The sequence below is a fragment of the Streptomyces sp. NPDC002623 genome (genome assembly GCF_053592635.1).
Genome location: NZ_JBSFWB010000047.1, coordinates 1 through 26,437 on the forward strand (window position 1 = coordinate 1; position 26,437 = coordinate 26,437).

Annotated in this window: 23 protein-coding genes; 13 read left to right on the forward strand and 10 right to left on the reverse strand. The window is 72.2% G+C overall.

Annotated elements, in window-relative coordinates:
* The 6 genes from ACWD4O_RS43080 to ACWD4O_RS43105 form a co-directional block, all read left to right on the forward strand.
* A partial coding sequence (locus ACWD4O_RS43080; RefSeq protein WP_451288504.1) for an alpha-glucosidase C-terminal domain-containing protein occupies window positions 1-555 on the forward strand: 555 nt, incomplete at its 5' end.
* Between the two features lie 28 nt (window positions 556-583).
* Entirely contained in the window at window positions 584-1,945 is a 1,362-nt protein-coding gene (locus tag ACWD4O_RS43085; RefSeq protein WP_451288505.1) for a maltokinase N-terminal cap-like domain-containing protein, read from the forward strand.
* A gap of 5 nt (window positions 1,946-1,950) precedes the next feature.
* A complete protein-coding gene (gene glgB / locus ACWD4O_RS43090) occupies window positions 1,951-4,155 on the forward strand; it encodes a 1,4-alpha-glucan branching enzyme (protein ID WP_451288506.1) in 2,205 nt (734 codons plus the stop codon).
* A 58-nt stretch (window positions 4,156-4,213) separates the two neighbouring features.
* Window positions 4,214-5,302 carry a glutamate--cysteine ligase 2 gene (locus ACWD4O_RS43095; protein ID WP_451288507.1) on the forward strand — a complete coding sequence of 363 codons (1,089 nt, stop codon included), beginning with the start codon at window positions 4,214-4,216 and terminating at the stop codon, window positions 5,300-5,302.
* A 190-nt stretch (window positions 5,303-5,492) separates the two neighbouring features.
* Window positions 5,493-7,394 carry an AMP-dependent synthetase/ligase gene (locus ACWD4O_RS43100; protein ID WP_451288508.1) on the forward strand — a complete coding sequence of 634 codons (1,902 nt, stop codon included), beginning with the start codon at window positions 5,493-5,495 and terminating at the stop codon, window positions 7,392-7,394.
* Window positions 7,395-7,505: 111 nt separating this feature from the next.
* A complete protein-coding gene (locus tag ACWD4O_RS43105) occupies window positions 7,506-7,952 on the forward strand; it encodes an ATP-binding protein (RefSeq protein ID WP_451288509.1) in 447 nt (148 codons plus the stop codon).
* A 21-nt stretch (window positions 7,953-7,973) separates the two neighbouring features.
* Here ACWD4O_RS43105 and ACWD4O_RS43110 read toward each other — a convergent pair whose 3' ends face one another.
* A complete protein-coding gene (locus tag ACWD4O_RS43110) occupies window positions 7,974-8,345 on the reverse strand; it encodes a PRC-barrel domain containing protein (protein WP_451288510.1) in 372 nt (123 codons plus the stop codon).
* A gap of 284 nt (window positions 8,346-8,629) precedes the next feature.
* Between ACWD4O_RS43110 and ACWD4O_RS43115 the strand changes: the two genes are divergently transcribed.
* Together ACWD4O_RS43115 and ACWD4O_RS43120 are read left to right on the forward strand one after the other, a co-directional pair.
* Window positions 8,630-10,006 carry an NAD(P)/FAD-dependent oxidoreductase gene (locus tag ACWD4O_RS43115; RefSeq protein WP_451288511.1) on the forward strand — a complete coding sequence of 459 codons (1,377 nt, stop codon included), beginning with the start codon at window positions 8,630-8,632 and terminating at the stop codon, window positions 10,004-10,006.
* 70 nt (window positions 10,007-10,076) lie between these two features.
* Complete coding sequence (locus ACWD4O_RS43120; protein ID WP_451288512.1) at window positions 10,077-12,335, forward strand: FUSC family protein; 2,259 nt, start codon at window positions 10,077-10,079, stop codon at window positions 12,333-12,335.
* 60 nt (window positions 12,336-12,395) lie between these two features.
* Here the strand turns inward: ACWD4O_RS43120 and ACWD4O_RS43125 are convergent, their stop codons facing one another.
* Together ACWD4O_RS43125 and ACWD4O_RS43130 are read right to left on the reverse strand one after the other, a co-directional pair.
* Window positions 12,396-12,827, reverse strand: a complete 432-nt coding sequence (locus ACWD4O_RS43125) for a hypothetical protein (RefSeq protein ID WP_451288513.1) — start codon at window positions 12,825-12,827, stop codon at window positions 12,396-12,398.
* Between the two features lie 43 nt (window positions 12,828-12,870).
* Complete coding sequence (locus tag ACWD4O_RS43130; protein WP_451288514.1) at window positions 12,871-13,734, reverse strand: SigB/SigF/SigG family RNA polymerase sigma factor; 864 nt, start codon at window positions 13,732-13,734, stop codon at window positions 12,871-12,873.
* A gap of 199 nt (window positions 13,735-13,933) precedes the next feature.
* On the opposite strand from ACWD4O_RS43130, the gene ACWD4O_RS43135 reads away from it, so the two are divergent.
* Window positions 13,934-14,179 carry a hypothetical protein gene (locus ACWD4O_RS43135; protein ID WP_451288515.1) on the forward strand — a complete coding sequence of 82 codons (246 nt, stop codon included), beginning with the start codon at window positions 13,934-13,936 and terminating at the stop codon, window positions 14,177-14,179.
* Window positions 14,180-14,421: 242 nt separating this feature from the next.
* Window positions 14,422-14,877, forward strand: a complete 456-nt coding sequence (locus tag ACWD4O_RS43140) for a cyclic nucleotide-binding domain-containing protein (RefSeq protein WP_451288516.1) — start codon at window positions 14,422-14,424, stop codon at window positions 14,875-14,877.
* A gap of 91 nt (window positions 14,878-14,968) precedes the next feature.
* On the opposite strand, the gene ACWD4O_RS43145 is transcribed toward ACWD4O_RS43140, so the two are convergent.
* Both ACWD4O_RS43145 and ACWD4O_RS43150 read right to left on the reverse strand, forming a co-directional pair.
* Window positions 14,969-16,288 (reverse strand): MFS transporter, encoded by a 1,320-nt coding sequence (locus tag ACWD4O_RS43145; protein ID WP_451288517.1) that lies wholly within the window; start codon window positions 16,286-16,288, stop codon window positions 14,969-14,971.
* A 105-nt stretch (window positions 16,289-16,393) separates the two neighbouring features.
* Window positions 16,394-17,008 (reverse strand): LysE/ArgO family amino acid transporter, encoded by a 615-nt coding sequence (locus tag ACWD4O_RS43150; protein ID WP_351909700.1) that lies wholly within the window; start codon window positions 17,006-17,008, stop codon window positions 16,394-16,396.
* 77 nt (window positions 17,009-17,085) lie between these two features.
* Between ACWD4O_RS43150 and ACWD4O_RS43155 the strand changes: the two genes are divergently transcribed.
* Window positions 17,086-17,988 carry a LysR family transcriptional regulator ArgP gene (locus tag ACWD4O_RS43155; protein ID WP_451288518.1) on the forward strand — a complete coding sequence of 301 codons (903 nt, stop codon included), beginning with the start codon at window positions 17,086-17,088 and terminating at the stop codon, window positions 17,986-17,988.
* Between the two features lie 9 nt (window positions 17,989-17,997).
* Here ACWD4O_RS43155 and ACWD4O_RS43160 read toward each other — a convergent pair whose 3' ends face one another.
* Window positions 17,998-18,705: a TetR/AcrR family transcriptional regulator gene (locus ACWD4O_RS43160; protein ID WP_451288519.1), complete on the reverse strand. Its 708-nt coding sequence runs from the start codon at window positions 18,703-18,705 to the stop codon at window positions 17,998-18,000.
* Window positions 18,706-18,855: 150 nt separating this feature from the next.
* Here ACWD4O_RS43160 and ACWD4O_RS43165 point away from each other — a divergent pair, with 150 nt between their 5' ends.
* The gene (locus ACWD4O_RS43165; RefSeq protein ID WP_451288520.1) at window positions 18,856-20,073 is read left to right on the forward strand and encodes a saccharopine dehydrogenase family protein; all 1,218 of its coding nucleotides are present in this window, start codon (window positions 18,856-18,858) and stop codon (window positions 20,071-20,073) included.
* Between the two features lie 22 nt (window positions 20,074-20,095).
* On the opposite strand, the gene ACWD4O_RS43170 is transcribed toward ACWD4O_RS43165, so the two are convergent.
* The 3 genes from ACWD4O_RS43170 to ACWD4O_RS43180 all read right to left on the reverse strand — a co-directional run bounded on the left by ACWD4O_RS43170 (window position 20,096) and on the right by ACWD4O_RS43180 (window position 24,266).
* Window positions 20,096-21,940: a sensor histidine kinase gene (locus ACWD4O_RS43170; RefSeq protein ID WP_451288521.1), complete on the reverse strand. Its 1,845-nt coding sequence runs from the start codon at window positions 21,938-21,940 to the stop codon at window positions 20,096-20,098.
* Window positions 21,937-22,635: a response regulator gene (locus ACWD4O_RS43175; protein ID WP_451288522.1), complete on the reverse strand. Its 699-nt coding sequence runs from the start codon at window positions 22,633-22,635 to the stop codon at window positions 21,937-21,939. Before ACWD4O_RS43175 ends, ACWD4O_RS43170 begins: the two co-directional genes overlap by 4 nt.
* Window positions 22,636-22,850: 215 nt before the next feature.
* Window positions 22,851-24,266 (reverse strand): M1 family metallopeptidase, encoded by a 1,416-nt coding sequence (locus ACWD4O_RS43180; protein ID WP_451288523.1) that lies wholly within the window; start codon window positions 24,264-24,266, stop codon window positions 22,851-22,853.
* 135 nt (window positions 24,267-24,401) lie between these two features.
* Here ACWD4O_RS43180 and ACWD4O_RS43185 point away from each other — a divergent pair, with 135 nt between their 5' ends.
* Complete coding sequence (locus ACWD4O_RS43185) at window positions 24,402-24,749, forward strand: DUF488 domain-containing protein (RefSeq protein WP_451288524.1); 348 nt, start codon at window positions 24,402-24,404, stop codon at window positions 24,747-24,749.
* 4 nt (window positions 24,750-24,753) lie between these two features.
* Here the strand turns inward: ACWD4O_RS43185 and ACWD4O_RS43190 are convergent, their stop codons facing one another.
* Entirely contained in the window at window positions 24,754-26,427 is a 1,674-nt protein-coding gene (locus tag ACWD4O_RS43190) for an FAD-binding dehydrogenase (RefSeq protein ID WP_451288554.1), read from the reverse strand.
* Between the last annotated feature and the right edge of the window lie 10 nt (window positions 26,428-26,437).

Here is a 26,437-nt window from a genome sequence, read left to right on the forward strand (position 1 = left end):
TCGCCGATCCTCTACTACGGCGACGAGATCGGCATGGGCGACAACATCTGGCTCGGCGACCGCGACGCCGTCCGCACACCGATGCAGTGGACACCCGACCGCAACGCGGGCTTCTCGTCCTGCGACCCGGGCCGGCTGTCCCTCCCCGCGATCATGGATCCCGTCTACGGGTACCAGGTCACCAACGTCGAGGCGTCGATGTCGTCGCCCTCGTCGCTGCTGCACTGGACCCGGCGCATGATCGAGATCCGCAAGCAGAACCCCGCCTTCGGGCTCGGGACCTACACCGAGCTGCAGTCCTCGAACCAGGCAGTCCTCGCGTTCCTGCGGGAGTACGAGGACGACCTGGTGCTGTGCGTGCACAACTTCTCGCGCTTCGCACAGCCCACCGAACTCGACCTGCGCCGCTTCGACGGGCGGTATCCCGTCGAGCTCTTCGGCGGCGTCCGGTTCCCCGCCATCGGTGAACTGCCCTATCTGCTCACCCTCGCGGGCCACGGCTTCTACTGGTTCCGGCTCACCAGAGCCGCGTCCCGGATCGGTCGCCGCCTGTGAGCGTGCGCCGCGGAAAGGATGGGTCACCGTGACGAAGACCGCACCCCTGCGGCCGAGCGGCGCGAGCGGCGTCCGCTCGGTCGGGCCGCTCGCCGCGCTGCTGCGGGAGTGGCTGCCGCGGCAGCGCTGGTTCGCCGGCAAGGACCGGCCCCTCACCGATCTGCGCATGCTGTCGATGACCGAGCTCTACCCGGGCTGTCTGCATCTGCTCGTGCACGCGGGTCAGTCGGGCGTCCCGACGCCCGGGGGCACTCCCCCGGCCGGCGACTGCTACCAGTTGCTCCTCGGTCTCCAGGAGCATCTGTCGCCGCGGCTGGGGCGGGCGCTGATCGGCAGGGTGGAGGACGGGCCGCTGGCCGGCCTGACGGTCCATGACGCGTTGCAGGACCCCCGGTCGGCGCATCTGCTCCTGGAGCGGATGCGGCACCCCGGCCCGCTCGGCCCGCTGTCCTTCGAGTCGGACCCGTCCGTGTCGCTGCCCCCGGGGCTCGCGCCGCGGCTGCTGGAGGCCGAGCAGTCCAACACCTCGCTGGTGTACGGGGACGCGTTCATCCTGAAGATCTTCCGGCGTATCCAGCCCGGGATGAATCCCGACCTGGAGGTGCCGGTCGCGCTGGCCGGACAGGGGTGCGGGCGGGTGCCCGCGCCCGTGGCCTGGTTCTCGACGACGCATCCGCAGGAGGCGACGCTCGGCGTGCTCCAGCCGTTCCTGCCCGACGCCTCGGACGGCTGGACGCTGGCGCTGCGGGCGCTCGCCCGCGGGGAGGACTTCGCGGCGGAGGCCGAGGAACTGGGCCGGGCCACCGCGGACGTCCATCTGGCGCTGGCCGCGGCCCTTCCGGCCGGCCCGGACGCGGAGGACGGTCGTACGGCGGCGGCGATGACCGAGCGGCTGGAGGCGGCCGCGCACCATGTGCCGGCGCTGCGGCCGTTCGTCCCGGGCCTGACCACCGCCTTCGGCGCGCTCTCCGTGTGCGATTCCGGTCCGCCCGCCCAGCGCATCCACGGCGATCTGCACCTCGGGCAGGTGCTGCGCGCCGGGCGGGACTGGTTCGTCATCGACTTCGAGGGCGAGCCGTCCCGTCCGCTGGCCGAGCGGCGCAGCGCCCACTCCCCGGTCCGGGACATCGCCGGGATGCTGCGCTCCTTCGACTACGCGGCCCGCCAGCGCCGGCCGTGGCGGCCCGAGTGGGCGCGCCGCTGCCGGGAGGCGTACTGCGCGGGCTACGCGGCCCGCGCGGGCTGGGACCCCCGCAAGAAACATGCCCTGTTGCGTGCCTACGAGACGGACCGAGCCGTGTACGAAGTGCTGTACGAGGCCCGTAACCGTCCCGACTGGCTCCCCGTACCCATGGCGGCGATCGAACGACTCGCCGTCCGAGGAGGCTGACCCCTGTGGCCCTGCGTGACACCTCCGATCCCGAGTCGGCCGGCCCCCGCCCCCGCACGGCGCCCGCACTCGATCCGGCCGACCGCGGTCGGCTGCTGTCGGGTGCCCACCACGATCCGCACGCACTGCTGGGCGCGCACCCGGTGGAGGGCGGGGTCGCCTTCCGGACCCTGCGGCCCTTCGCCGACGCCGTGAGCGTCCTGATCCACGGCGATCCCACCCCGATGGTCTCGGAGGGCGACGGTCTCTTCGCCGTCGTGCTGCCGCTCGACTCGGTGCCCGCGTACACGCTGCTGGTGTCGTACGAGGGCGCCGAGCACAAGGTGGACGATCCCTACCGCTTTCTGCCGGCCCTGGGCGATCTCGATCTGCATCTCATCCGTGAGGGGCGGCACGAGGAGCTGTGGACGGCGCTGGGCGCCGAGCCGATGGCCCACCAGGGGGTGATCGGCACCCGGTTCACGGTGTGGGCGCCGAACGCCCAGGGGGTGCGGGTGGCCGGGGACTTCTGTTTCTGGGACGGGACGGCCTTCCCGATGCGCTCCCTCGGTGCGTCCGGGGTGTGGGAGCTGTTCCTGCCCGGGATCGGCGAGGGCGCCCGGTACAAGTTCGAGATCACCTCCCGTCACGGTCACCGCTTCCTGAAGGCCGACCCGATGGCCCGGCGCTCCGAGGTGCCGCCGGACACCGCGTCGATCGTGCACGCCTCGCACTACGAGTGGTCGGACGAGGAGTGGATGGCGCACCGGGGCGATGTTCCCGTGCATGTCGCGCCGTTCTCCGTCTACGAGGTCCATCTGCCCTCCTGGCGGCCCGGACTGACCTACCGCCAGTTGGCGGAGGAGCTCCCGGCCTATGTCGATGATCTCGGTTTCACCCATGTGGAGTTCATGCCGGTCGCCCAGCATCCGTTCTCGGGCTCCTGGGGGTATCAGGTCACCGGCTTCTTCGCGCCGACCTCCCGGCTCGGCACGCCGGACGACTTCAAGTACCTGGTGGACGCCTTGCACCGGGCCGGGATCGGCGTGATCGTGGACTGGGTGCCGGCGCACTTCCCCAAGGACGACTGGGCGTTGGCGCGGTTCGACGGGGATCCGCTGTACGAGCCCGGGGACTCACGGCGGGCCGAGCATCCGGACTGGGGGACCTACGAGTTCGACTTCGCGCGGGTCGAGGTGCGCAACTTCCTCGTGGCGAACGCCACTTACTGGTGCGAGGAGTTCCACGTCGACGGCCTGCGGGTGGACGCCGTCGCCTCCATGCTCTATCTCGACTACTCGCGGGACTCCGGGCAGTGGACGCCGAACGTGTTCGGCGGCCGGGAGGACCTGGACGCGATGGCGTTCCTGCAGGAGATGAACGCGACGGTGTACCGCCGCAGTCCCGGGGTCGTCACCATCGCGGAGGAGTCCACCGCCTGGGACGGGGTGACCCGGCCGACCGACAGCGGCGGTCTCGGCTTCGGGCTGAAGTGGAACATGGGGTGGATGCACGACTCGCTGCAGTACATCGGCAAGGAGCCGGTGCACCGCAAGTACCACCACGACGAGATGACCTTCTCGATGGTGTACGCCTACAGCGAGAACTACATCCTGCCCATCTCGCACGACGAGGTGGTGCACGGCAAGCAGGCGCTGGTCTCCAAGATGCCCGGCGACTGGTGGCAGCGGCGTGCCAACCACCGCGCGTACCTGGGCTTCATGTGGGCCCACCCGGGCAAGCAACTCCTTTTCATGGGCCAGGAGTTCGCCCAGGGCGCGGAGTGGTCCGAGGCACACGGGCCGGAGTGGTGGCTGCTCGATCCCGGGTACGCGTCGGCGGGCGACCATCGTGGCGTGCGGGATCTGGTGCGCGATCTCAACACCGTCTACCGGGGCACCCCGGCCCTGTGGGAGCGCGACACGGACCCGGCCGGCTTCCGGTGGGTGCTCGGCGACGCCGCGGACGACAACGTCTTCGCGTTCCTGCGCCACGACGCCCACGGCGCTCCGCTGCTGGCCGTCAGCAACTTCTCCCCGGTCGTACGGCACGACTACCGGCTCGCCGTCCCCGGCGAGGTCCGTGCCTGGCGTGAGGTGCTCAACACCGACGCGGAGGCGTACGGCGGCGGCGGTGTCGGCCACCCGGCGCCCCTCGCGCCGGAGAACGGGGAGCTCAGGGTCACGCTGCCGCCCCTGGCCACGGTGTGGCTGGTGCCGGCGTCCGTGTGAACAGGCATCGGACAGGGCAGTCGGGTGCGTACCACCCGCCAGAGAGAGGCCGAATCCCGTGCGCACCGTCGGAGTGGAGGAGGAACTCCTCCTGGTCGACCCGGAGACCGGGGAGCCGCAGGCCCTGTCCGCCGCCGTCCTCGCCCGCGCCTCGCGGTGCGAGGCGGAGAAGGACGTCTTCGAGAAGGAACTGCACAAACAGATGCTCGAGTTCGCCACCCACCCGCAGTCGGGCATGGGCGAGCTCGGCGCGGAGATCGTGGACATGCGCGCGGAGGCGGCGCGGCACGCCCGGGAGGCCGGGTGCGCGGTCGCCGCGCTCGCCTCGTCGCCGCTGCCGGTGAGCCCCTCCGTCAGCATGAACCGGCGCTATCAGTGGATGGCGGAGCAGTACGGCATCGCGACGCGCGAGCAGATGGTGTGCGGCTGCCATGTCCATGTGTCCGTCGACTCGGACGACGAGGGCGTCGCGGTCGTCGACCGGATCCGGCCCTGGCTGTCGGTGCTGTCGGCACTGAGTGCCAACTCACCGTTCTGGCAGGGCCGGGAGACGGACTACAGCAGCTATCGCAGCCGGGTGTGGGCGCGCTGGCCGTCGGCGGGGCCGACCGAGCTGTTCGGTTCCGCGGAGCGCTACCACCGGCAGGTGGCGGACATGGTGGCCACCGGCACCATCCTCGACGAGGGCATGATCTACTTCGACGCCCGGCTGTCGGCGCGCTATCCGACGGTGGAGGTGCGGGTGGCGGACGTCTGTCTGCACGCGGACACCGCCGTGCTGATCGCCACGCTGGTGCGCGGGCTCGTGGAGACCGCCGCCCGTGAGTGGGAGGCCGGCCGGGCGCCGCTGGACCACAGCGTGAGCCTGCTGCGGCTGGCCGGCTGGCGCGCCGCCCGCTCGGGGCTGAACGGAGATCTGCTGCACCCCGCGACCATGCGGCGGACCCGCGCCGAGACGGTCGTGCGGGCCCTGCTGGAGCATGTCGAGGACGCGCTGGCGGACAGCGGGGACCTGGAGCGGGCCCGCGCGTCCTGCGCCCGGCTGTTGCGGCACGGCAACGGCTCCCGGATCCAGCGCGACGTGTGGGAACGCACCGGTAATCTGCGCGAGGTGGTCACCGCCTGCGTGCGGCACACTCAGGCCTGAGACGGCCGCCGATCCCCCGCCCGGCCTCCGGGTTCGGGGCTCGCGCGAGCCGTCCGGTCACGGCGAGATCACCAACGCGGATTACTTATTCGTTCCAGGCCACAACCGGTCCGACCTGGGCTAGATTCGACCACCGTCGATAACAGTTCCCGTCGGCGAGGTCACAGCCCGTACACGTCAGGAGCAGCGCATGCGCGACTTCGCCCTCGCTCCCCCCACCACCTCGCCGCTCACCGCGGGGCTCGTCGACAGCGTCTTCGAGACAGCCGCCCGTACCCCCGACCTCCCGGTGCTCTCCCGTCGGCCCGCCGGCTCCGCCGACTGGGCGGAGGTGACGGCCGGCGAGCTGCGGGACGAAGTGGTCGACCTGGCCAAGGGGTTCGTGGCGTGCGGGATCAAACCCGGCCATCGGGTCGCGATCATGGCGCGCACCCGGTACGAGTGGACGGTGCTCTGCCACGCGCTGTGGGCGGTGGGCGCCGAGGTCGTCCCCGTGTATCCGACGTCCTCGCGCGAGCAGGTCGAGTGGATCCTGCGGGACTCGGGCTGTGTGGGCGTGGTCGTCGAGGACGAACAGAGCGTCATGACCGTGGGATCGGTGTGCGCGGCGCTGCCCGCGCTGCGGCACGTCTGGCAGTTGGACGCGGGCGCGCTCGACGAGCTCACGCACCGCGGCCGGTTGGTGCCGATCACCACGATCCACTCGCTGCGCCGGATCGTGCTGCCCGACTCCACCGCGGTGATCGCCTACACCTCCGGCACCTCGGGCCGGCCGCTGGGCTGCGCGCTGAGCCACCGCAGCCTGGCCAGCCCGTGCGACACGCTCCTGGCCGGCTGGGGGCACACGGCGGCGCGCTCCGGAGAACAAGGACGGGTCCTGGCCTTCCTGCCGTTCTCCCACGTCTACGGGCTGATGATCCAGGGCCTGTGTCTGCGCGGCGGCATCATGATGGGCCATGAGCCCGATCTCGGCGCGGAGGCGCTCTCCCAGTCGCTGCGCACGTTCCGTCCGACGTATCTGTACGCGGTCCCGTCGGTCTTCGAGAAGATCTACAAGAACTTTCTGCGGGCCGCCCAGGAGGCGGGCCGCGGCGCGCTGTTCGAGCGGGCGGCGGAGACCGCCCGGGACTTCGCGGCCGCCGTCGAACGCCAGCGGCTGGGCCGCGGCTCGGGGCCCGGGCTCGACCTGCGGCTGCAGCACTCCCTGTTCGAACGGACGGTGTACCGCAGGCTCCGGGCCGCGCTGGGCGGCCGTGTCCAGCGGGCCACCTCGGGCGGCTCCCCGCTCCACCGCGATCTGTCCCTGTTCTACGAGGGCATCGGCGTCTATGTGCACGACGGCTACGGTCTGACCGAGACCAGCGGCGGGATCACCATGCAGCCGCTGGGCCGCGAGAAGTCGGGCACCGTCGGCCAGGCCCTGCCGGGCACGGACATCCGGGTGGCGGACGACGGGGAGATCCTGGTGCGCGGCCCGTCGGTGTTCCAGGGCTACGTCAACGACGAGACCGCGACCCGGGCCGCGATGTGGGGCGGCTGGCTGGCCACCGGCGACCTCGGCTTCCTGGACTCCGACGGCTATCTCACGATCACCGGCCGCAAGAAGGACGTCATCATCACCAGCAGCGGCAAGAGTGTGGCGCCGGCCGCGCTGGAGCAGCGGCTGCGGATGCATCCGCTCGTTCACCAGGCCGTGGTCGTGGGCGACAACCGGCCCTGTGTGGGCGCGCTGATCACGCTCGACCCCGACTTCCTCACGCACTGGCGCGGCAACCTGACCCTGCACGGCGACCCCCAGAGCCGCGAGGCGCGCGAGGAGAACGCGCTGCGGGAGGAGATCGGACGGGCGGTGGCCGCCGCCAACAGCACGGTGTCCCGCTCGGAGTCGATCCGTGCCTTCCGCATCCTGCCGCAGCCGTTCGACCAGGCGAACGGGCTGCTGACGCCCTCGATGAAGCTGCGTCGCGACTCGATCGTGGCGCACTACGCGACGGAGATCGAGGCGATGTACCAGGCGCGGGCCCGGCTGCCCCGGCAGAGCGCTCCGGAGGAGGTGCTGAGCTGGGACGACGCGGACGACGTGTTCCGCTGAGTCGGCCCCGCGCTTAGCCTGCGAGGCCTCGGGAACCCTGAAAGGGGCGACACCGAAGAGCCGTACGAGAAAGGACGACGGTCCCGGCAGCGACGGGGCCGCACAGACGACATGGCAACCGAGCCGCGTGGTGACGACGCACTGTCCGCCTGGGCGACCCCGGGCAGTACGGCCCGTTTCGCGGGCGATCCCCGGGACGTGACGGGTGCGCGGCTGGCCACCGAGGAGTTCCTGCGCGAACTGGCGCGGACCTCGCCGCCCACCACGCCGGAGTCCTGGCACGACATCGTGCTGATCGTCACCGAGTTGGCCGCCAACGCGGTCCAGTACGCGCCGGGCCCCTTCGACCTGCGGCTGCGCCCCACCTTCGACGGGGTGCACATCACGCTCCACGACTCGAGCAGCGCCCTGCCGACCCCGCGGCCGTTCCGTCCCGACAGCGGGGGCGGGGGCATCGGCTGGTACCTGGTGCACACGCTGTGCAGTCAGGTCAGCGTGGTGCCGAACGAGGCGGGCCGGGGGCAGGGGAAGGACGTCCACGTCTTCCTGCCGTGGTGAGGGCGCGGGCGGGCTGCCCGCTCACGCCGAGGTCGTGCCGCGCGGGGTCAGCCGGCGGTAGTGGTCGCCGACGGCCGTGAGGTACGCCGGGTCTCGCGTCTCGCTGTCGGTGCGGAACCGCGGTGCTTCCTTGACCTCGTCGCCCGTGCAGGCCAGGGAGACCTTGCGGCCCGCGTGGTCGATGCCCGTCACGAAGCCGACCGGGACGACGGCGCTCCTGCCGAAGAGCCAGACGCCCGTGTCGACGACCAGGTGCCGCATGCCGTGCGGACCGGCTTCGCGTTCCACGTGCCCGAGGGTGCCGTCGGCCGTCACGACGGCGTAGCCGGTGAGGTCCTGCCCTTCGGCAGAGCCGCTGCCCGGCGCGTACGACCAGATTCCGTCGATGGTCACGCTGCTCCCTTCTCCCGCTCACAGCTCAAATACCCTTCCGCGGCGGCCGCATTCGGCCCCGTGCCACCCGTTTCGGACACCATGGGCTGTTCAAGGCCATCGGCCGGGGGCGTATACAGGCCTTTCGGCGGGTACGACGGTGGCCTCAGGAGAAACGTTCGTCTGCATGCCTCGCCCGGCTGGCGGAACCGGCCCGGGCGCGGTGGGATCGACGAGTGGCGAAGCGCCCGGGGGGCGGGGCTCGCGCAGACGTCGGGGCAGACCGCCTGGAGCCGCAGAAAGGGATGGACATCGTGACACGACCCAGGATCCTGGTGGTGGGTGCGGGCTTCGCGGGAGTGGGGTGCGTTCGGCGTCTGGAACGCAGGCTCGCCGCCGCGGAGGCCGACGTCACTCTGGTGACGCCGTACTCCTACCAGCTCTATCTGCCGCTGCTGCCGCAGGTCGCCTCAGGGGTGCTGACGCCCCAGTCGATCGCTCTGTCACTGCGTCGCAGCAAGAAGTACCGCACCCGGATCATTCCGGGCGACGCCGTCGGCGTGGACCTCAAGTCGAAGGTCTGCGTCATCCGGAGCATCACCGACGAGATCGTCAACGAGCCGTACGACTACATCGTGCTGGCTCCCGGCAGCGTCACCCGCACCTTCGACATCCCGGGGCTGACCGACAACGCCTTCGGGATGAAGACCCTCGCGGAGGCCGCGTACATCCGCGACCACGTCATCAGCCAGCTGGACCTCGCCGACGCCAGCCACGACCCCGCCGAGCGGGCCTCGCGGCTGCAGTTCGTGGTCGTGGGCGGCGGCTACGCGGGCACCGAGACCGCCGCCTGTCTGCAGTTGCTCACCCACAACGCGGTCAAGCGCTATCCGCGGCTGGACCAGAGTCTGATCAAGTGGCATCTGATCGACATCGCCCCGAAGCTGATGCCGGAACTCGGCGACAAGCTCGGTCTCAGCGCCCAGGAGGTGCTGCGGAGGCGAGGCATCGAGATCTCGCTCGGCGTGTCCATCGCCAAGGCGGGCCCGGAGGAGGTCACCTTCACCGACGGGCGGGTGGTCCCGACCCGGACGCTCATCTGGACGGCGGGGGTCGTGGCGAGCCCGCTCATCGCGACGCTGGGGGCGGAGACGGTCCGCGGGCGGCTCGCCGTCGAGGCCGAGCTGAACCTGCCCGGCAGCGACGGGGTGTTCGCGCTCGGCGACGCCGCCGCCGTACCCGATGTCGCCAAGGGCGAGGCGGGCGCGGTCTGCCCGCCGACCGCGCAGCACGCGATGCGGCAGGGCAAGGTCGTCGCCGACAACGTCATCGCGACGCTGCGGGGGCAGTCGATGCGGCCGTACGTGCACAAGGACCTCGGTCTGGTCGTCGACCTCGGCGGCACCGACGCCGTCTCCAAGCCGCTCGGCATCCCGCTGCGGGGAGTGCCCGCGCAGGCCGTGGCCCGCGGCTACCACTGGGGGGCGCTGCGCACGGGCGTGGCCAAGGCGCGGGTGCTGACGAACTGGACGCTGAACGCGGTCGCGGGCGACGATTTCGTCCGCACCGGCCTCCAGGCGCGCCGGGCGGCGAACCTGAAGGACTTCGATCACTCGGACCGGTATCTGACGCCCGAGCAGGTGCGGGCGCAGGTCGAGGGGGACGGCCCGGAGACCGCCTGAGGGCCGGGCGGAGCGAGACGGACGGCGGGAGAGACGGTGGGCGAGAGTACGGCGGCGTGAAGGCGGCGGCGTGAGGGCGGCGGCGCGGTCGTTCGCCGCACGGTGGCGGGATCGGGTCGCGGCGTCCGATCCCGGGCTGCTGCGGCTGGCGGCCGGGCTGCGGACGGTCGGCGCGATCACCTGCACGCTGGCCGTGCTCTCCCTGCTCGGCGCGGACATCTCGCATCTGGTGGCGGGGGCGATCGCGTCGATGGTCGCCACGTTCGCCATCCGGGAGAAGCAACGCGACCGGCAGGCCGTCACGCTGGCGCTGGGCCTGCCGGTGGCGCTGGCCTCGGTGTCGCTGGCGGCGCTGCTCAGCTCCCGGGTGGTGGCCGGTGACGTCTTCTTCGTCGCCCTGATCTTCTGCGCGGTGTACGGCCGCCGGTTCGGCGACCGGGGCACGGCGCTCGGGCTGATCGCCTTCCAGGTCTATTTCATGGCGCTGTTCGTCGGCGTCGGGACGTCCGACCTGGCGGGATACCTGGGGGTGCTCGCCGTCGCCTTCGCGTGCAGCGCGGTGGCCCGGTTCGTGCTGGTGCCGCAGACCCCGGCGGGGATTCTCCAGCGGCTGCGGTTGGCGTTCCGGGCGCGCCTGGCGCAACTGCTGGACGCCCAGCTCGACCTGCTCGACGCCGGCCCGGACGACGTGGACAAGGCCCTCGCCCAGGTCCGCGAGGGCACCGCCCGGCTGCACGAGACGGCCATGATGATCCACGGCCGGCTGGAGGAGGGCACCCCGGACGAGGCGACGGCCCGGCTGGTGCAGCGCCGGATCGCCGACGCCGAGATCGCCGCCGAGCGGCTGGGTCTGCTCCTGCTGACGGCCCGCAGCGCCGAGCAGGCCGACACCCTGACCCTGCATCTGCCGGGCGCGCCCCTGCCGGAGGGCGGTCATCTCCCCGTCCGGGACGAGTCCCTCGACGCCCTGCGCCGCGACCTGGGGGCCCTGGCGCTGCTCGTACGGCATCCCGTCGAGGAGACGTCGGGCACGGCGTTGTCGCAGGTGCGCAACCGGCTGCTCGGCTACCGGGACGAGGAGAACCTGCCGCGGGCCTCGCCCGCCGTGCAGGACGTCTTCCGCGGCGTCGGCGAGACGGCGCGCGCGGTGCTGGGGCTGCGGATCGCGCTCGACGGGCCGCAGGACGAATCCGACGACAGCCCCGAGACGGCCCGCTCCCGCGAGGAACTGGACGCGGAGGACGCCGCGATCGGCGGGGCCGAGGAGGACGAGAGCACGGCGGAGGACGCCACGGGGCTGCGGCGGCGGACGACCCGGGCCGCGGTGCAGGTCGCCGTCGGGTCGTCGCTGGCCATCGTCGGCGGCGAGCTGCTCTCCTCGCACCGCTGGTACTGGGCGGTGCTGACCTGCTGGATCGTCTTCCTGAACACCGCCTCCACCGGGGAGATCCTGGTCAAGGGCTACCGACGGCTGCTGGGCACCGTGCTCGGCGTGGTCGCGGGCATCGTGCTGGCGGGGCTGGTCGGACACCACACCTGGACGGCGTTCGCGGTGGTGCTGCTGTGTGTGTTCGCGATGTTCTACACGGCCCCGCTGTCCTACACGCTGATGTCGTTCTTCGTGACGGCCGCGCTGGGCGTGCTGTACACGCTGCTGCACACCTACAGCCTGTCGGTGCTGGTCCTGCGGATCGAGGAGACGGCGCTGGGGGCGGCCTGCGGGATCGTCGCGGCGGCGCTGGTGCTGCCGGTGCACACGGACCGGCGGACCAACGAGCTGCTGGAGACCGTGCTGGACCGGCTGACCGAGGTGACGGAACAGGCCGTCGAGCAGCTGAGCGGCGGTCCCCCGGCCGAGCTGCTGGACCGGGCCCGCGATCTCGATCAGGCGCTGGCCGATCTGCGGGCCGCCACGCAGCCCCTGACGCATCCGGTCACCCCGCTGCGGACGCGGCGGGACACGGCCCGGTACGTCGTCGCGCTGCTGGAGACCTGCGCCTATCACGCCCGCTCCCTGGCGGCCACGGCGGAGCTGCTGCCGACGCATCCCTCGATCGCGGCGGATCCGCGGCTGCGCCGGGCCGGGCAGCGCATCCTGCACAACATCGGGGCCATCGCCGCGCGCGTCGCGGACGAGCGGAGCACCGTCGGCGTGCTGACCGGGCCGAGCGTCGCCGCCCTGCTGAAGCCGGGCGGGGAGGGGACCCCGCGCTACGGCCGGGTGACCGACCGGGTGCTGCGGCACCTGCAGCGCCTGGACGAGGCGGTGGTCGGCCTCGCCCGCCCGCTCGGGGTGCGGATCGCTCCGGCAGCGCCGCCGCCGACGTGAGAGCGGCCCCGGCCCCTGCGGTACCTGCGCTTCCTGCGCTTCCTGCGGTCCCGGTCGGCCTCAGAAGTCCGTGGGCATACCGCTCGCCTCCGCGATGCCCCGCAGTTCCTCGGTGTCCCGGTGGCGCTGCATGATGATGCCGGCGATCTCGGCGAGTCGGCCGGGGTCGGACGCGGTGACCGCGTCGGTGACCACCCGGACCGGGCCGGTGCCGTCGACCTCGATCTCCACCAGCCGGTTGTCCAGCCGGCCGGTGACCGCGGTGGCGATGACCAGGGCGGCCTCGTCGCGTATCTCCTGGGGCAGGTGTTCGGCGTCCTCCGGGTCGAGGGCGAAGTCCAGACTCTCGGGTGGCTGTTCGTCGAGAGCGCGCAGAGCGGGGGCGACGACCCTCAGCAGAAGCCGGTAGTCCTCGCTGTCCATGCGGACGCGCAGCAGGTCGAGGTACATGTCCACGGGCCGCTCGTCGCTCGGGAACTCTGATTCGTCCATCTGGACCGTGTTCCCAGGGAGCGGGGTGTCAGACCTCGCGCCGTCATCGCAGTGCTTCCCGGCGGACCCGGGCGCAGCTGCGGCTGATGAGGCGGGAGACGTGCATCTGGGAGATGCCCAGCCGGTCGGCGATCCTGCTCTGTGTCATGTCCTCGAAGAAGCGCAGGTAGAGGATGGCGCGCTCGCGTTCCGGCAGGCGGCGCAGGCTCTCCCTGGCGGACTCGCGGTCGACCACGACGTCGTAGGAGGAGTCGGCGGCGCCGAGGGTGTCGGCGAGGCTGTAGCCGTCGTCGCCGGCCGGGACCTCGGCGTCCAGCGAGAGGGTGCTGAAACTCTCCAGGGCCTCCAGACCGGCCGTCACCTCGTCCTGAGTGAGCCCGGTGTGGGCGGCGAGGTCGGCGGCCGAGGGCTCCGGGGCACCCGGGCGCTGGATGAGTTCCCGGCGGGCGACGCGCACCTTGTTGCGCAGTTCCTGCACGCGTCGAGGCACGCGCAGCGCCCACATGCGGTCGCGGAAGTGCCGTTTGATCTCCCCGGTGATGGTGGGCACGGCATAGCTCTCGAAGGCGCCGCGGTCGGGGTCGAAGCGGTCGACGGCCTTGACGAGTCCGAGAGCCGCCACCTGCCGCAGATCCTCGACCGCCTCGCCGCGGTCGCGGAACCGGCCGGCGATCCGGTGCGCCATGGGTAACCAGGCGGTGACGATCTCCTCGCGCACGGCGTCCCGCTCCGGCCCCGCCTCCAGGGCGACCAGCCGGACGAACCGGCCCACGGTGTCGGGCGCGTCGTCGTGGGTGCGTCGTGACGGTGCGGTGCGTCGTATCGGTGCGGTGGGCGAGGTGGGTGCGGTGGATGCCGTGCGTGTGCTGGTTGCGGTGGGACGGCTTGTCGACATGTCGATGGGCATGCGGAATCGCTCCTGAGGGGTGGTTTCAGGGACTGCCGACGGGAGGGCTCCTGCCGTCCGGGGCTCGTGCGGCCCCCGGAGCGGACCTGCCGCTCCCCTCGGCGCGCCTCCGGTCCGAAGCACGAACCTCCGTCTGCCCGGACCCCGAAGGAGCAAACTCCGGGTGCGCGAAAGTCGCCGGTGTGGGTAGGCGAAGTACATGACCGATGTCGTGGACTCGGACGAACTGCTGCGGCGCATCCAGCGGGCCAGGGCCTGCGCCCGGGAGGAACTGCAGGTCTGGCGGGGTCGCAGCGCGGACTTGGCGCAGTCCGACGCGGACGGTGCGCGCGACGCACAGATGCGGACTCTCGCCTACGAGGCCGTGCTGAGAGTGCTGGACGAGATCGTGACGCCCGGCCGAAACAGGGGGACGGGAGTGAAACCGGTCACGCGACCGCTTTAGGTATGCACGAAATCTCCGTGAATGGTTTACGGTTCACGCATACGTGGTGAGCGGGGTCGACGCGCTACTCCTCCTCCGTTCGCCACCCTTTACCGCCCTGGCTGGAATCCCCCGTCCAGCCAGGGCTTTTCCATGCCCCCTTACGGAAAGTACGGTCCGTCGAGGTGCCCTGGGCGTCGGCAACGGCTGAAATGGAAGGGGAAAGCCCCCCTCCACCGATCGCCGGCGAGGAGCTCCGCGCCATGACCAAAGCGACCAAACTCCTGACCGCCCTCCCCCCGCCCCAACGTCAGCGCCTCATGGAGCTCGCCCGCGAGGTCTCCTTCGCCGAGGACGCCCGGATCTTCGAGGCGGGCGGCACGGCCGACCGTTTCTGGGTCATCCGATCCGGCGCGGTCTCGCTCGTCCAGGAGGTGACGTCCCTGCGGCGGGTGACCGTCGCCAGCCTCGGCTCCGGCGACATGCTGGGCTGGTCCTGGCTGTTCCCGCCGTACCGCTGGGACTTCGGCGCCGAGGCGTTCAGCCCGGTACGCGCCTACGAGTTCCAGGCCCAGCCGGTCCTCAAGCTGTGCGAGGAGGACCCGGCGCTCGGCATGTCCCTGGTGCGGATCGTGGCCGAGATCCTTGCCCACCGGCTGGAGATGACCCGGGGCAGGCTGATGGAGCAGTACGGGACCCATGGGCGCGGGGTGATGTAGAGCACCGGACACCCGATGCCCGGCACCCGATGCCCGGCGCACTATGCCCAATGCCCGGCACACGGACCCGGCACCCGGTGTCGCGTCCGTGTCAGATGCGGTACCGGCGCAGTGCGGGCACCGCGGCCGCCAGGCCCAGCATCAGGGCGACGACCAGCAGCCCGCCGCCCGTGACGGCGGCGCGGGGTCCGAAGGCCGCGCCCGCCGTGCCGTGCAGGACGTCGGCCAGGCGGGGGCCGCCCGCCACGACGACCGTGAACACGCCCTGCATCCGGCCGCGCATCTCGTCGGTGGCCGCCGACAGCAGGATCGCCCCGCGGAAGACCATGGAGACCATGTCGGCGATCCCGGCGCAGGCCAGGAACACCACGGCGAGCCACAGACTGCCGCTCAGTCCGAAGCCGGCGATCGACACGCCCCAGGCGACGACCGCGCCGATGACCATCCAGCCGTGCCGGCGCGCGCGGGAGAACGTGCCCGAGAACAGTCCGCCCAGCACGGCCCCGATGGGGATCGCCGCGAACAGCAGGCCGAGGGCGAGCCCTTCGCCGTAGGGGGCGTACGTCTCGGCGGCGAGCTGCGGGAACAGGGCGCGGGGCATGCCGAAGACCATGGCGATGACGTCGGCGAGGAAGGACAGCAGCAGGACCTTGTGCCGGGCGATGTAACGGAACCCCTCGACGATCTCCCGCACCCCGGCGCGCCGGGCGGTCGTGGTCGCGGGCGGGGGCAGCGCGGGCAGCCGGGCCACCGCCCACAGCGTCACACACAGGGCGACGGCGTCGAGGAGGTACAGCTCGGGCAGCCCGATGACCGGGATCAACGCGCCGGCGAGCAGCGGGCCCGCGACCAGGCCGGTCTGCATGACGGTCGAGCCGAGGGCGTTGGCGGCGGCCAGTTCGTCCGCGGGGACCAGCCGGGCGATGGAAGCGGTGCGGGCGGGGGCGTTGAGGCCGAAGAACGCCTGCTGGGTGGCGAGCAGCACCATGAGCACCAGCACCGAGTCGGCGCCGGAGACCGCCTGGAGCCAGAACAGCACCGAGGTGACGGCGATGCCGCTGTTGGTGACCAGCAGCAGTTTGCGCCGGTCGACGGTGTCGGCGACCGCGCCGCCCCACAGCGCGAACAGCACCATCGGCAGCAGCCCGGCGAGGCTGGCGTAGCCGACCCAGGCGGAGGAGCCGGTGATGTCGTAGATCTGCTTGGGCACGGCGACGGCGGTGAGCTGGCTGCCCACGGCCGTGACGATGGTCGAGGACCACAGCCGCCGGTAGGCCGGCCGGCGCAGGGGGCGGGTGTCCATCGCCCAGCGGCGCCAGCCGCGCCGGGGGCCGCCCGATGGACCCGGGTCGTCGTCGGCCTCGGCGTCGGCCTTGGACTCGGGTGCGGTGCTGCTCTCGCTGGTGTCCACGCGCTTCCTGGTTGCTTGTTACATCTTTCGACTCCGGGGGCCACTATCCCAGCACCGCCTGAGATTTCGCTTCCCTTTTGGACATGCAATCTCAGATTGCGGACATCAGGCCCCGGCGACGAGCAGCACGCCGAGGGCGATCATCGTGGCGGCGACCAGACCGTCCAGGACACGCCAGGCGGCGGGGCGGGTCAGGAAGCGGCCGAGCAGCCGGGCCCCGAAGCCCAGCGCGGCGAACCAGCAGACGCTGGCGAACGCGGCGCCGAGGCCGAAGGTCCAGCGCAGCGGGCCGCGGTCGGCGGCGACGGAGCCGAGCAGGAAGACGGTGTCGAGGTAGACATGCGGGTTGAGCCAGGTCAGCGCCAGACAGGTGAGCACGGCCCGGCGCAGCGATCCCGTCCCCTCGCCCTCCGCCGCCAGGGCGCCCACCGGCCGGAACACCCGCCGGGCCGCCAGTGCCCCGTAGCCGAGCAGGAACAGTCCCCCGATCCAGCCGACGACGGTCAGCGCGTCCGGCCAGGCGACCACCAGCGCCCCCACCCCGCCCACCCCGAGGGCGATGAGAAGGGCGTCGGACAGGGCGCAGATCCCGACGACGGCGAGGACGGCGTCCCGGCGGATCCCCTGCCGCAGGACGAAGGCGTTCTGGGCGCCGATGGCGACGATGAGCGACAGACCGGTGCCGAATCCGGCGGCAGCGGCGGCGAGAGCGTTGGACATGCCGTCCACGCTAGGGAAGCGATCACAGGGAGTACAGCTAAAGATTTTTACGTATCATTAGCGCTCGTGATGATCGGATGATGACCGACCTCCCGCTGGACCAGGTGCGGACCCTGCTCGCCGTGGTGGACGAGGGCACCTTCGACGCGGCCGCCGCCGCGCTGCATGTGACGCCGTCGGCGGTCAGCCAGCGCGTCAAGGCGCTGGAGCAGCGAACGGGCCGGGTCCTGCTGCTGCGCACCAAGCCGGTCCGGGCGACGGAGTCCGGCGAGATCGTCGTGCGGTTCGCCCGCCAGCTGGCCCGGCTGGAGCGCGACACGCGGTCCGAGCTGGGCATGAGCGGCGAGGACGAGCCGACGCGGGTGACGGTCGCGGTGAACGCGGACTCGCTCGCCACCTGGTTCCTGCCGGCCCTCACCCGGGTGCCGCAGGAGCCGCGGCTCTGTTTCGAACTGCACCGCGAGGACGAGACACGCACGGCGGAACTCCTGCGGGAGGGGCGGGTGATGGCCGCGGTGACCTCGTCGCCCGACCCGGTGACCGGCTGTACCGTGCGCCCCCTGGGAACCATGCGCTACCAGGCCGCCGCGAGCCCGGACTTCGTGGACCGCCATCTCACCGACGGTCCGCTCCACGAGACGCTGGCCCGGGCGCCCGTGATGACTTTAGACCGCAGCGACGATCTTCAGGACGCGTTCGTCCGCCGACTGCGGCGCGGTGCGGGCGGCGCGAGCCCGGCGCGACACGCCGTGCCGACCTCGGAGGGCTTTGTGACGGCGGTCGCCGCCGGGTTCGGCTGGGGCATGGTGCCCGAGGCCCAGGCGGAAGCCCTGCTGCGCTCCGGCCGGCTGGTCTCGCTCGCCCCCGACCGGCCCCTGGACATCCCGCTGTACTGGCAGCAGTGGAAGCTCGACTCGCCCGCACTGGCGGCCGTGGCGGAGGCGGTCACGGCGACCGCGGCCCAGACCCTCAGACACTGACCCAGCCCCTCAGGCCCCGACCCGGGTCAGCGTCCGCTCCGCGCTGTCCAGCAGCATCTCCAGCGCCGTCGGATAGGCGCTGGTCACCATGCGGGACGCCAGCAGCGGGGCCGCCTCCGCGATGCGCGGGTGCGTCTGGGCCGGCAGCCGGGCGTACGTCGAACGCCACATCGCGTCGTCGGCGCGCTGTGCGGCGCGGGGCAGCGCCAGGGAGGCCGCGTCCAGGGCGGCGAAGGCCAGGGTCTGGTCGATGAAGGCGTGGTAGATCCGCACGGTCTCCGGCAGCGGGAACCCGGCGGTGCGCAGCACCTCCAGAACGGCCTCGTCGGCGGCGAGTTCATTGGCCCGGCCGGTCACCCGGCTCGCGGTGAGCTGGGCGGCCTGCGGATGGGCGACGTAGGCGGCGTGGATGCGCAGCCCGATGGCGTGCAGGTCCAGCCGCCACTCCCCCGTCGGCCGCCAGCCGCGCAGCGCCTCGCCGATGAGCGCGTCGCCGATGGCGAGGGTCAGCTCGTCCATCCCCCGGAAGTACCGGTACAGGGTGCTGGGGTCGCAGTCCAGGGCCAGGCCGAGCCGGCGGGCGCTCAGGCCGGTGCTGCCGTGTTCGCGCAGCAGGCGCAGCGCGGTCTCGACGATTCTCCGCTCGGACAGCACGACACCGCCCTTGGTGGGCCGACGCCGACGCCGCTTCTCCTCGGGCACGACCGGTTTCGCCACGGCCCCTCCTCGCCTCTCTCGCCCTCGCGTTCTTATGCCAACACCATTGACCTTACGACAGCGGAGGGCGTTGCATCTGTGGCAGAGCGCCCCATCTTTTGGCACACTTTCAACCCTTTTCACGCACTTTCGATCGAAGGAGTTCCCGTCATGCGTGTTCTGCTCGTGGGTGCCGGCGGTGTGGGCACCGCCGTCACCAGGATCGCCGCCCGACGTCCGTTCTTCGAGGCGATGGTGGTGGCCGACTACGACCCCGCCCGCGCCGCGGCGGCCGTCGCCGCGCTCGACGGCGACGACCGGTTCCTCGCCGAGCGGGTCGACGCGAGCGACGAGGCGGCGGTCGCCGAACTGCTCGCCCGGCACCGCTGCGACATCCTCCTCAACGCCACCGACCCGCGGTTCGTGATGCCCCTGTTCCACGCGGCACGCGCCGCCGGCGCCGGCTATGTCGACATGGCGATGTCGTTGTCGCGGCCGCACCCGGAGCGGCCGTACGAGGAGTGCGGGGTCAGGCTCGGCGACGCGCAGTTCGCCGAGGCCGACGACTGGGCCGAGGCCGGCGCTCTGGCCCTGGTCGGCATGGGGGTCGAGCCGGGCCTGTCGGACGTCTTCGCCCGGTACGCGGCCGACGAACTCTTCGACGAGATCGAGGAGATCGGCATCCGCGACGGCGCCGACCTCACCGTCGAGGGCCATGACTTCGCGCCCTCGTTCAGCATCTGGACCACGATCGAGGAGTGCCTGAACCCTCCGGTGGTCTACGAGGCCGACCGCGGCTGGTTCACCACCGCGCCCTTCAGCGAGCCCGAGGTGTTCGACTTCCCCGAGGGCATCGGCCCGGTGGAGTGCGTGAACGTCGAGCACGAGGAGGTGCTGCTCGTGCCGCGCTGGGTGAAGGCGCGCCGGGTCACCTTCAAGTACGGCCTGGGCAACGAGTTCGTCGAGACCCTGAAGACGCTGCACCGGCTGGGGCTGGACCGCACCGCGCCGGTGACCGTGCCGAGCGCGCAGGGGCCGGTCGAGGTCTCGCCCCGGGACGTGGTGGCCGCCTGTCTGCCCGACCCGGCGACCCTGGGCGAGCTCATGCACGGCAAGACGTGCGCCGGCACCTGGGTGCGAGGCGTCAAGGACGGTGCGCCGCGCGAGGTGTACCTGTACCACGTGGTCGACAACCAGTGGTCGATGGCCGAGTACGGCAGCCAGGCCGTGGTGTGGCAGACGGCCGTCAACCCGGTGGTCGCGCTCGAACTGCTCGCCACGGGCGCGTGGTCCGGGGCGGGCGTCCTCGGGCCCGAGGCGTTCCCGGCCCTTCCGTTCCTCGACCTGCTGACGGAGTACGGCTCCCCGTGGGGCCTGCGGGAGCAGTGAGCGCCGCCGCGGGCCTCCCGCCTCAGCCGTCGCCGGGCGGCGGCGCGGCGGGCAGTCTCAGGGTGAAGACGCTGCCCGCGCCCGGGGTGCTGGCCGCTTCCGCCGTACCGCCGTGGGCGGCCGTCAGCTGACGGACGATCGGCAGGCCGAGGCCGCTGCCGCCGGTGCGTCGGCTGCGTGACTTCTCCGCTCGCCAGAACCGCTCGAAGACGTGCGGCAGATCCTCCGGGGCGATGCCCGAGCCGGTGTCGACGACCTCCAGGACGACCTTCTCGCCGTCGCCCCGGGCGGTCAGGGTGACCGTGCCGTCCACCGGGGTGTGGCGTACGGCGTTGGCGACCAGGTTGCCGAGCACCTGCCGCAGCCGCAGCGGATCGGCGTCCAGCCAGGGGTCGCCGTCGGTCTCGGTGCGCAGGGCGACTCCGGCCGTGTCGGCGGCGACCCGGTGGGCTGCGGCGACCTGGGCGAGCAGGTCGTCGGCGGGCACCGGTTCGCGATGCAGGAGCAGGGTGCCCGCGTCGGCGGCGGCGAGGTCGCGCAGGTCGTCGATGACGCGCTGGAGGACCAGGGCCTCGTCGTGCAGGGCGCCGAGCAGTTCGGCGTCGGGTTCGACGAGGCCGTCGCGGGTGACCTCCAGCCAGCCGCGGATATTGGTGAGCGGACTGCGCAGTTCGTGGGCCACATCGCTGACCAGGGCCTTGCGCTGGGCTTCCAGTCGCTCCCGGCGCTCGGCGAGGTCGTTGAACGCCTCCGCGAGGATCCCGGTCTCGTCGCGTGTCGTGACGGGTACGCGCGCGTGCCGGTCCGGCGGCTGCTGGGCGGCTTCGGTGAGGGCGCGCAGGGGCCGCACCAGACGGGTGGCGACGAGGGCGCTCACGGCGACGGTCACGGCCAGCACCAGGCCTGCCGCGCCGACGACCTTCGCCTTGTTGCCCGAGGACAGGTTCCAGCGGGGCCCTCCGCCGCTGTCCCCGCCCCCGAGGAACAGTTCGGCGACCGGGGCCACATAGGGGTCGAGCTGGGCGCGGCGGGCCTCCTCCAGGCAGGTCTGGGCCGCGCGCAGGGCGGTTTTGCCACCGACCACGTCTCCGTACATGGGCGCCGGGGTCGCGTCCTCGCCGGGCAGGCCGGTGAGGCCGGGGCTGGCGTCGAAGGCCACCGGGGTGTCGGGATCCACGCCTACCCGGACCAGACAGCCGCCGGCCTGCTTCTGCAGCGCGGCCACCGCCTTCTCCTCGGTGGGCGTAGGGGTGCTGAGTCGTCCGTCGGCGCACTGCTCGGGCACATAGCCGGAGAGCACACCGCCGTCCGTGTCCGTGAGGACGGAACGGCCGCTCGGGGTCCTGATGAGGGTCGTGTCGACGCCGTACCGGGCGAAGCAGGCCTGCCGGACTCGGGCGACCTTGTCCAGCGTCGTGCGTTCGACCGCGGTGAGCCGGTAGGGGCCCACCGCCCGCGGGTCGATGCCGCCGAGCTGGGCGCCGGACTCGCTGTAGGTGTCGGTGTGCAGCGGGTCGACGGTGGCGGCGGCATGCGGCGGGAGGGAGGTGCCGCGTGGCGCGGAGTCGGCGACGAGTGTGCCGTCGGCGGCGCTCAGGGCGATGCGCCGGCCGGTCCCCGCGGACAGCTCGCGGACGACGGCCTGGACGCCGGTCCACTCCGGGTGGGTGGCCGCGTAGCCGCTGAGCTGCGCGAGGATGTCCATGTCGTCGGCGAGGGCCTGGCCCTGTTCCTCGCGCAGCGCGCTGGTGGTGGTGGCGACCGCCAGCCATGCGGTGGCGGCCACCGAGCACACGGCGATCAGGACGGACGCGCTCAGCAGCCGGACCAGCAGACGCTTGCGCAGCGGTATGCGGGCCCGCTTCACGCGCGGCCCCCGCTGAGCTTGTAGCCGACGCCGAACACGGTCAGCAGCCGCACGGGTCTGCGCGGGTCGGCCTCGATCTTCCGGCGCAGGTTCATGATGTGCACGTCCACCGCCCGTTCGGTGGAGGCGCGGTCGAAGCCCCGGGTGCACTGCAGCAACTGCCGCCGGGAGAAGACCCGTTCGGGTTCGGAGGCCATCGCCAGCAGGATCTGGAACTCGGCCGGGGTGCACTCCACCGGCTCGCCGTCGCACCGCACCTCGTGCCGCTCCGGATCGACGGCGAGCCCCGCCGCCCGTACGACGGGATCGTCGCGCCGTTCACCGCCGGCCCCTCCGCTGCGGCGCAGGACGGTACGGATCCGGGCCATCAGCTCGCGCGGGCTGTACGGCTTGGTCATGTAGTCGTCGGCGCCCAGTTCCAGGCCGAGCAGCACATCGTCCTCGGCGGCGCGGGCGGTCAGCATCAGCACCGGGACGTCGTCGCCCCGGCGCAGCACCCGGCACACACCGAACCCGTCGATGACCGGCAGCATGAGGTCGAGGACGACGAGGTCCGGGCGGTCCCGCCGGACCGCGTCCAGGGCGGCCGAGCCGTCGTGCACGACGGTGGCGGTGTGGCCCTCGGCGAGCAGCGAGCGGCGGATGAGTTCGGCCTGCATCGCGTCGTCCTCGGCGACCAGTACATGAGCGCACACGCGAACAACTCCGTCTTCTCAGCGGGCCGGACAGGCATGGTCGCCCATGACGACCACCGCGTGCCGCGCGGGGTCGAGGGCGCGCGACGGTTCCTTCGGCGCAGCACGGGGCGGTCGGTGCGTGATCATGGAGCGACGATGACCGACGGTTGTTTGGAACTTGTCAGGTTCCGGGGCCGGTTCGGACACCGGCCCACTTGGACAGGGGCTGGGCCCTACGGCGCGGCGGGCTTGCCCTGACCGTACAGCCAGGTCTGGAACAGGGCGCCGAGATCGTGCCCCGACTCCCGTTCCGCGAGGCGCTCGAACTGGGCGGTGGTGCCGTTGCCGTGGCGGTGTGCGGTCGCCCAGGCGCGCAGGATGCGGAAGAAGGCGCGGTCTCCGACGGCGGTGCGCAGAACGTGCAGGGTCATGGCGCCGCGGGCGTAGACGGGGGTGCCGAAGATGTTCGCGCCGCTGCCGGGGTCGCCGGGCGGGAACTCCCACAGGCCGTCGTCCGCGGGCGTGGCGTACAGGCCGTCGAAGGTCTGCTGGGCGCTGTCGCCGCCGTGCTGTTCGGCGTAGAGCCACTCGGCGTAGGTGGCGAAGCCCTCGTTGAGCCAGATGTCCTTCCAGGAGGTGAGGGAGACGGAGTCGCCGAACCACTGGTGGGCGCTCTCGTGGACCAGGGTGCTCAGGTCGGGGGCGCGGTCGTACACGGGCCGCGTCTGGGTCTCCAGGGCGTAGCCGACGTTCGGGGCCCGGTCGACGATGGAGCCGGCGGCGCGGAACGGGTAGGGCCCGAAGAGCGCGCTCTCCCACTCCAGCACGGACGGCAGTCGCTCGAGGACGGGCGTCGCGGCGGCGGCCTCGCGCGGGTCGACGGCGTCGTAGACCTTGAGGCCGTCGCGGGTCGTGTACTGCCTGACCTGGAACTTCCCCACGGTCGCGGTGGCGAGGTAGGCGGCCATGGGTTCCGTCTGCCGCCAGCGGAAGGTGGTCCGGCCGTTCTTCGTGCGCTGTCCGAGCAGGACGCCGTTGGCCACGGCGGTGCGGTCCTCGGGGACGGTGATCGTGAAGTCGTAGGAGGACTTGTCGAGGGGATGGTTGTTGGCGGGGAACCAGGTCATCGCGCCCTGAGGTTCGCCGGCGACGAACGCCCCGTCGTCGGTGGGGATCCAGCCGTCGAGGGAGCCGTCGGGGTCGGTGACCGGGCCGGGGGTGCCGTTGTAGGCGACGGTGACGCGGAACGTCTGGCCCTTGCGCAGGGGGCGCGCGGGGGTGACGGCGAGTTCCTGGCCGTCCCTCTTGTACCCGGCTTTGACGTGGTCGACCGTCAGGCCGGTGATCTTCAGGCCCTTGAAGTCAAGGTCGAAGCGGGTCAGCCGCTGGGTGGCGCGGGCGGTGAGGACGGCCTTGCCGGTGAGGTGACGGCTGCTCGGCTCGTAACCGAGCGTCAGGCCGTAGTGGGAGACGTGGTATCCGCCGTTGCCGGCGAGCGGGAAGTAGGGGTCGCCGACGCCTGGCGCGCCCACCGATCCGGCCGCGGTCGCGGGGCCGGCCGCCGTGAGCAGGGCCGCCACGGCGACGGGCACGGTGGCGACGACGGCTTCGCGGCGCAGTAGGGCGGGGCGTCTGCGGGGGTGAGTCACGTGCACTCCTTGGGGGGGGTGGCAGATGATCAAACGATCCTCAGACTAGGCAAGGCGCACACCGGATTCCCCCTCATTCAGGTCAAGCCGCGCGGCGCCGCCAGGCAGCTCCCGGCAGGTCCTAGGCTCGGCGGCATGAGTGTCCGCGTGCGCCGCGTCTACGAACCGCCCGAGCCCGAGGACGGCGTGCGGGTCCTCGTCGACCGGCTGTGGCCGCGCGGGCTCGCCAAGGACGTGGCCCGGATCGACGAGTGGCCCAAGGCGATGACCCCGTCGACCGAGCTGCGCAAGCGGTACCACGCGGGCGAGGCGTCGTACGAGGAGTTCGCCCGCCGCTACGAGGCGGAGCTGGCCGCCCCGGAAGCAGCCGAACTCCTCGGCCGTGTACGCGCGTTGGTCCACAAGGGACCAGTGACGCTGCTGACGGCCGCGAAGGCTCCCGAGGAGAGCCACGCGGCCGTCCTGGCCCGGCTGCTGGGGTGAGACCTCAGCCCGTCTGCTGAGCCGCCGCCCGACCCGCCGCCCGCCCGGAGAAGAGGCAGCCGCCGAGGAAGGTGCCTTCGAGCGCGTTGTAGCCGTGGACGCCGCCGCCGCCGAAGCCGGCGACCTCGCCCGCCGCGTACAGCCCCTCGACCGGCTGCCCGTCGGCGCCCAGTGCACGCGAGTCGAGGTCGGTCTGGATGCCGCCGAGGGTCTTGCGGGTCAGGATGTGCAGCTTGACCGCGATCAGCGGGCCGGCCTCGGGGTCGAGGACGCGGTGCGGGGAGGCCACGCGGCCGAGCCGGTCGCCGATGTAGCGGCGGGCGTTGCGGATGCCCTGGACCTGGGAGTCCTTGCTGTACGGGTTGGCGATCTGGAGGTCACGGGCCTCGATCTGCCGGCGCAGGTCGGCCACGTCGAGCAGTGCCTTGTCGGTCAGCCCGTTCATCTTCTCGACAAGCCTGTCGAGGGTGTCGGCGACGACGAAGTCCGCACCGTGGTCGAGGAACGCCTGCACCGGCCCCGGGGCGCCCTTGCCGAGCAGCCGCTCGCGCAGCACGGCCTTGCGGTCCTTGGCGGTGATCTCGGGGTTCTGCTCGGAGCCCGACAGCAGGAACTCCTTCTCGACGATCTTCCGCGTGAGGATGAACCAGGAGTGGTCGTGCCCGGCGATGTCCTCGGTGGTCCGCAGGTACTTGAGCGTGCCGAGGGTGTCGTAGGAGGGCAGGCACGGGTCGGGCAGGCGGCGGCCGAGGGCGTCGAACCACATCGAGGACGGGCCGGCGAGGATGCGGATGCCGTGGCCGGGCCAGATCGGGTCCCAGTTCTGCAGGCCCTCGGTGTAGTGCCACATCCGGTCGCGGTTGACCAGCCGGACGCCGGCCTCGGCGCTGATGTCGAGCATGCGGCCGTCGACGTAGGCGGGCACGCCGGTGACCATCTCGGCGGGCGGGGTGCCGAGCCGCTCGGGCCAGTAGCGGCGCACGATCTCGTGGTTGGCGCCGATGCCGCCGCTGGTGACGACCACGGCCTGGGCGGCGAGCTCGAAGTCGCCGATCCGGTCGCGGTTGGAGGCGACCCCGCGCGCGGAGTCGTCGGGGGCGAGGACCGTGCCGCGCACGCCGCGGGCGGCACCGTCCTCGATGACCAGCTCGTCCACCTGATGGCGGTGGTAGAAGGTCAGCAGCCCGTCCTTGGCCGCCTGCTTGGCGTAGCGGACGAACGGCTCGACGACGCCCGTGCCGGTGCCCCAGGCGACGTGGAAGCGGGGCACGGAGTTGCCGTGTCCGTCGGCGCGCAGATCGCCGCGCTCGGCCCAGCCGACGGTCGGCACGAAGGAGATCCCGTGCCCGGCGAGCCAGGTCCGCTTCTCCCCCGCCGCCCACTCGACGTAGGCCCGCGCCCAGCGCACCGCCCAGGAGTCCTCGTCCTCGGTCCGGTCGAACTGCGCGCTGCCCTGCCAGTCGCTCCAGGCGAGGTCGAAGGAGTCCTTGACGCCGAGGCGGCGCTGCTCCGGGGAGTCGACGAGGAAGAGCCCGCCGAAGGACCAGAACGCCTGGCCGCCGAGGTTGGCGGCGTTCTCCTGGTCGACCAGGGCGACCCGCCTGCCCCTGCTGGTGAGTTCGTGCGCCGCGACCAGGCCGGCGAGGCCCGCTCCGACGACGATGACGTCCGCGTCCATGGCGACCGTT